We start from the raw sequence: 5679 nt of genomic DNA on the forward strand, positions 1-5679 counted from the left end.
GCGCTCGCCGTCGCAGCCGACAACATAGCGGGCGCTCACCCGGACGGGCCGGCCGTCGGGGCCGGTGGCCTCGGCCTCGACACCGGTGTCCGTGACGGTCAGCGCGCGCAGTTCGTGGCCGCGCCGGACGGTGGCGCCCAGGGAGAGCGCCCAGGTCTGGAGCAGTTCCTCGGTGCGGGTCTGCGGGACCTTCCACTGGCCGGGGTACGGCGTGGGCAGGGTGAGGTCCAGCGGGACGCCGCCGAAGTGGCCCATCACGTCGTTCGGCGGGGTGCCGAGCGCCTCGAGCAGGCCGCGGGCCGCGAAGATCTCCATGGTGCGGGCGTGCAGGGTCGAGGCGCGGGACTCGGTGGTCGGCCGGGGCAGCCGCTCCAGCACGACCACCTCGGCGCCGCCGAGGCGCAGCTCGCCGGCGAGCATCAGCCCGACCGGGCCCGCGCCCACGACGAGGACGTCAGTCCGCATGGCCGCGCCGCGCTTCGGCGTAGTCCTTGGCGTGGCCGAGGGTGGCGCGGCTGTTGGTGCTCAGCGCGCTGTGCACATAGGCGCGTGCTTCGGCGATCCCGGCGTCGGGGCCGAGGATCCGCGTGATGTTGTCGGTGTTGAGGACCACGGTGTGCTGGGAGGAGGCCGACACTCCGTCCTCGTCCTCGGTGAAGGTCCAGTAGCCGGTGTGCAGGTTCATCAGCGCGGGCAGCGTGACCTGCTTGTAGGCGATCTTCCGGTGCGGGAAGCAGACCCGGTACGACTTGGTGGTGTGGGTGGAGCCGTCCTTGGCCCGGGTGTCCATCTCCAGGGTCTGCAGGCCCGGGTACTCCTCCTCGCAGCGCACGGCGGCCACGTGCGGCAGCCGCTCGGACCACAGGTGGGCGTCGTTGATGAAGTCGTAGACGTCCTTGGCCGACCCGGCGATCCGGATGGTGTCCTCGAAGGAGAAGGTGATCTCCCGCGCGGCGTGCGCGAACTCCACGTTGGTCTTCAGCGAGGCCAGCTCGGTGCGGGAGTTGCGGTCCACGGCCTCGTCGATCCAGGCCAGGCCCTCGGGGTCGTCGTCGATGGCGCGGTAGTCGTGCAGCAGCCGCACCCGGGCGGCGGACTCGCCGGCCGGCTCGATGATCCAGGTGCCGCCCATGGCCGCGACCGGCGGGGCGGAGACCTCCTGGCGGAAGGTGATCGTCAGGCCCTGCGGGTCCAGGGTGCGGCGGGAGGTCCAGTTCTTGGCCTCCCCGTTGGCGGTGGCCCAGATCCGGATCCGCTCCTCGGTCTCCCCGCCCTCCAGGCGGTCGGCGAAGATGGTGGGCGGGAAGATGCGCGGCCAGTTCTCCACGTCGGCCAGCAGCCGGTACACCGCCTCGGCCGGGGCGGCGATGGTGATCTCGTGCTCGACCTCACGGGTGGTCATCGCGGTGGCTCCTTGGAAGGCGGGGGGATCAGAAGTTGCCGAGGCCGCCGCAGACGTTGAGCGCCTGCGCGGTGATGGAGGCGGCGGTGTCCGAGGCCAGGTAGCCGACCAGGCCGGCGACCTCCTCGGGGGTGGAGTAGCGGCCGAGCGGGATCTTCGACTGGAACTTCTCGAGGATCGCGTCCTCGGTGGTGTCGTAGGCGGCCGCGTAGCCCTGGCGCACCCGCTGGGCCATCGGCGTCTCGACGTAGCCCGGGCAGACGGCGTTGACGGTGATGCCGGTCGGGGCCAGCTCGTTGCCGAGTGCCTTGGTGAAGCCGACCACGCCGTGCTTGGACGCCGAGTACGGGGCGCCCAGGACGACGCCCTGCTTGCCCGCGGTGGAGGCGATGTTGATGATGCGGCCCCAGCTCTTGTGCCGCAGGCCACCGGTGTTCAGCACCTCGCGGGTCAGCCGGAAGACGCTGTTGAGGTTGGTGTCGATCACGTCGTGCCACAGCTCGTCGTCGATGTCCGCGGTCACCCCGCCGCCACTGCGGCCGGCGTTGTTCACCAGCACGTCCACCGTGCCGAACCGGTCCACGGCCGCCCGCACGAACGCGCGTACGTCGGCGTCGGAGCGGACGTCCAGCGTGGCGCCGTCCGCCTCCAGACCGGCGCCCTGCAGCTCCTTCACGGTCGCGGCCACGTTCTCGGCGTTGCGCGCGCCCAGGAACACCCGGTGCCCCTGCTCGGCCAGCAGCCGGGCCACGGCCAGGCCGATGCCGCTGGTCGCCCCGGTCACCAGGGCGACCCGCTTGTCCTGCGCCATTGTTTCCTCCTGCGGAATCGATGCGGAAAAAGAGCCGCCGCCGGACCGGGGGTGCTTCCCGGCCGGTCCGGCGGCGGGGCCGCGAGGGTGGTTCGCGGCCGGTGCCGGGCGACGGCGCCCGGGTCAGACCGCGGTGGGCTGAGCGATGTGCGCGTTGACGACCTCGATGAGGGCGCGCGGGGTGGTGGCGTCGGTCAGCGCGGTGTCGTCCAGCGTGATGCCGAACTCGCGCTCGATGCGGCCGCCGGTCTCCAGCAGTGCCAGGGACTCGTAGCCCAGCGCCTCGAACTCGGAGTCGAGGAAGTCGGCGCTGTCGAGGTCGACGCTCTCGTCGGCGCCGGCGCCTTCGAGGAGGATGCGCTTGAGGTCGTCGACGGTGAATTCCCGAGTGGTCATGGGTGTTTCCTTCTTCCGTGGACAAGCGGGGCGGCCCCCGCCGCGGGATTCGCCAGTGGCCCTGCCAGGACCACGAGCGCGGGATTCGTCAGTGGGCGGCGCGGACCACGAGCGCGGAGTTGAATCCGTTGAAGCCGCGGGCCAGGACGAGCGCCGTGCGCAGTTCGGCCGGGCGCGCCTCGCCCGTGACCAGGTCCAGGCCGTAGCCGTCGGCGGGCTCGACGTTCGTGGTGGGCGGGATCAGCCCCTCCTCGATGGCGAGCAGCGCGGTGGCCACGTCCAGCGGGGCGGCGCCGGAGTACAGGCGGCCGGTCATGGTCTTGGGCGCGGTGACCGGGACGCCGCGGGCGCCGAAGACGGCGGTGAGCGCCTCGGCCTCGACGCGGTCCAGCTCCGGGATCGCGGCGGCGTCGGCGAACACCACGTCCACCTCGTCCGGGGTCACGCCCGCGTCGGCGAGGGCCAGCTCGATCGCCTTGCGCAGGCCCGGCGGGCGGCCGCTGCCCGGCCTGGGGTCGAACGTGGAGCCGTAGCCCGCGATCTCGCCGTACGTCCGGGCGCCCCGGGAACGGGCCGCCTCGGCGTTCTCCAGGATGAGGATCGCGCCGCCCTCGCCCGGGACGTGCCCGCGCGCCCCGGCGTCGAACGGCAGGTAGGCGCGCTCGGGGTCGTCGCTGGTGCTCAGCCGCTTGCCGGCCAGCTGGGCGACCCAGCCCCAGGTGCACACGGAGGCGTCCATGCCGCCGGAGACGATCAGCCGGGTGCCCTTGCGGATCTGCCGGCGGGCCTGGGCGAGCGCGTCCAGGCCGCCCGCCTGCTCGCTGACGACGACGCCGCTGGGGCCCTTCATGCCGTTGCGGATCGAGATCTGGCCGGAGTTGACCGCGTAGAACCAGGCGAAGGACTGGTAGGCGCTGACGTGCTGGCCGCCCTTGCTCCACAGCGCCTGGAGTTCGCGCTGGCCGAACTCGAAGCCGCCGGAGGAGCTGGCGGTGACCACGCCCATGTCGAACTCGGGCAGCTCCTGCGGCTTCACCCCGGCGTCCGCGAGCGCCCAGTCGGCGGCCACGAGCGCGAGCCGCGTCATGTGGTCGGTCTGCGGCAGCAGCCGGCTGGGCAGGTGGTCGCGGGCTTCGAAGCCGGGGACCTCGCCGGCCAGCCGGGCGGGGTACGGCGAGGGGTCGAAGCGGGTGACGCGGCCGATGCCGCCCTTGCCGGTCCGGGTCGCCGCCCAGTAGTCCTGGGTGCCCAGGCCGTTGGGGGCCGCGACGCCCAGTCCGGTGACCACCACCTTCGTGGCCGTGCCGGTCATGCCACGCTCCTCTCGGGCCGGGCGAGCACCATGGCGCTCTGGAATCCGCCGAATCCGCTGCCGACCGTCAGGACGGTGTCCGTGCGGTGCTCGCGGGCGGTGAGCGGCACGTAGTCCAGGTCGCACTCCGGGTCGGGGGTGTGCAGGTTGGCCGTCGGGGGCACGACGTTGTGCTCCATGGCCAGGGCGGACGCGGCGATCTCGATGGAGCCGATCGCGCCCAGCGAGTGGCCCACCATCGACTTGATGGAGGAGACCGGGGTGCGGTACGCGTGCTCGCCCAGGCTCTTCTTGAACGCGGCCGTCTCGTGCCGGTCGTTCTGCTTGGTGCCCGAGCCGTGCGCGTTGATGTAGTCGATCTCGTCGCCGTCGATCCGGGCCTCGTCGAGCGCGACGCGGATGGCCTCGGCCATCTCGGCGCCGTCGGGGCGCAGCCCGGTCATGTGGTACGCGTTGGAGCGGGTGGCGTAGCCGGCGATCTCGGCGTAGATGTGAGCGCCGCGCGCGCGGGCGCTCTCCAGCTCCTCCAGCACGAAGAAGGCGGAGCCCTCGCCGAGCACGAAGCCGTTGCGGGTGCCGTCGAAGGGGCGGGAGGCGTGCTCGGGGTCGTCGTTGCGCGGGGTCGTCGCCTTGATCGCGTCGAAGCACGCCATGGTGATCGGCGAGATCGGCGCGTCCGACGAACCGGCGATCATGACGTCCGCCGAGCCCTCGCGGATCAGCTCCACCGCGTGGCCGACCGAGTCCAGGCCGGAGGTGCAGCCGGTGGAGACCACCGTGCTGGGGCCCTCCGCGCCCACCTGCCAGGCGACCTCGGCGGCGAAGGAGCTGGGGACCATGTGGTTGTACAGGTGCGGGACCGCGTAGGTGTGGTCGACCAGGTCGAGCAGGCCGCCGTTGCTGACGACCCGGTACTCCTGGTCCAGCCCCATGGTCGCGCCGACCGCGCTGCCCACGGTGACGCCGACGCGGTAGGGGTCGATGCCGGTCAGCTCGATGCCGCTGTCGGTGACCGCCTCGCGGGTGGCCACGACGGCGAGCTGGGCGGCGCGGTCCATGCGCCGTATCTCCTGCGGGCTCAGCCCGTGCTCCTCCGGATCGAAGTCGATCTCGGCGGCGACCCGCGAGCGGAACTGGGCGGGGTCGAAGAAGGTGATGCCGCGGGTCGCGGTGCGGCCCTCGCTCAGCAGGCTCCAGAAGTTCTTCACGCCGATGCCGCCCGGCGCGAGCACGCCGATGCCGGTGACGACGACGCGCCGGGGCGTCATGCGGAGGCCTCCCAGTGGTAGAAGCGCGTGGCCATCGCGTCCTTGGGCGAGCGCCAGGTCTGCGGGTCGTACGCCTCGATGAACGGCTTGAGGTCCTCGCTGATCCGGATGAAGCGCGGGTCGGTCTTGGCCTCCTCGATCAGCTCGCCGCCGTTGTCGGTGTCGAAGTCCTGGAGGTGGAAGTACAGGCCCCGGTACTTGAACAGCTGACGGCGGCGGGTGCCCATGCGGTGGGGCATCTCGGTCTCGTCGAAGACGCCGAAGAGGCGGGCGACGTCGTCGCTGGCGTGCGGCTCCATCCGGGCCACGATCAACGTGCTGTGCTTCATGGTGGGTGTCTCCTCACGACGGTTCGCGGCCGGACACGGCCGGGCGCGGCCGGAGTTGCTCGGGCGGGTGACGCAAGAGATGGGGTGGTGGCGGGGCGGGCGGGGCCGTGGCACGGGCCCAGGACGGCGACGAGACGGCCTTCGCTGCGGCCTACCGGATC

Annotated in this window: 7 protein-coding genes; all 7 read right to left on the reverse strand. The window is 72.4% G+C overall.

Features of this window, described 5'->3' with window-relative positions; all coding sequences use genetic code 11:
- On the reverse strand, positions 1-465 hold a 465-nt coding region (locus H5J33_RS21410; protein WP_181796539.1), incomplete at its 3' end, for an FAD-dependent monooxygenase.
- Positions 455-1402 carry an aromatase/cyclase gene (locus H5J33_RS21415; RefSeq protein WP_181796540.1) on the reverse strand — a complete coding sequence of 316 codons (948 nt, stop codon included), beginning with the start codon at positions 1400-1402 and terminating at the stop codon, positions 455-457. The genes H5J33_RS21415 and H5J33_RS21410, both read right to left, overlap by 11 nt.
- 28 nt (positions 1403-1430) lie before the next feature.
- Positions 1431-2213 carry a 3-oxoacyl-ACP reductase FabG gene (fabG, locus tag H5J33_RS21420; protein WP_181796541.1) on the reverse strand — a complete coding sequence of 261 codons (783 nt, stop codon included), beginning with the start codon at positions 2211-2213 and terminating at the stop codon, positions 1431-1433.
- 123 nt (positions 2214-2336) lie between these two features.
- The gene (locus tag H5J33_RS21425) at positions 2337-2609 is read right to left on the reverse strand and encodes an acyl carrier protein (protein WP_181796542.1); all 273 of its coding nucleotides are present in this window, start codon (positions 2607-2609) and stop codon (positions 2337-2339) included.
- A gap of 88 nt (positions 2610-2697) precedes the next feature.
- The gene (locus H5J33_RS21430) at positions 2698-3921 is read right to left on the reverse strand and encodes a ketosynthase chain-length factor (protein ID WP_181796543.1); all 1224 of its coding nucleotides are present in this window, start codon (positions 3919-3921) and stop codon (positions 2698-2700) included.
- Positions 3918-5189: a beta-ketoacyl synthase gene (locus H5J33_RS21435; protein WP_181796544.1), complete on the reverse strand. Its 1272-nt coding sequence runs from the start codon at positions 5187-5189 to the stop codon at positions 3918-3920. Before H5J33_RS21435 ends, H5J33_RS21430 begins: the two co-directional genes overlap by 4 nt.
- The gene (locus H5J33_RS21440; RefSeq protein WP_181796545.1) at positions 5186-5518 is read right to left on the reverse strand and encodes a TcmI family type II polyketide cyclase; all 333 of its coding nucleotides are present in this window, start codon (positions 5516-5518) and stop codon (positions 5186-5188) included. The genes H5J33_RS21435 and H5J33_RS21440 overlap by 4 nt, the downstream gene beginning before the upstream one ends.
- Positions 5519-5679: the final 161 nt, after the last annotated feature.

Source organism: Streptomyces sp. WELS2 (assembly GCF_013870595.1).
In the GTDB taxonomy this organism is placed as follows: Bacteria; Actinomycetota; Actinomycetes; order Streptomycetales; family Streptomycetaceae; genus Streptomyces.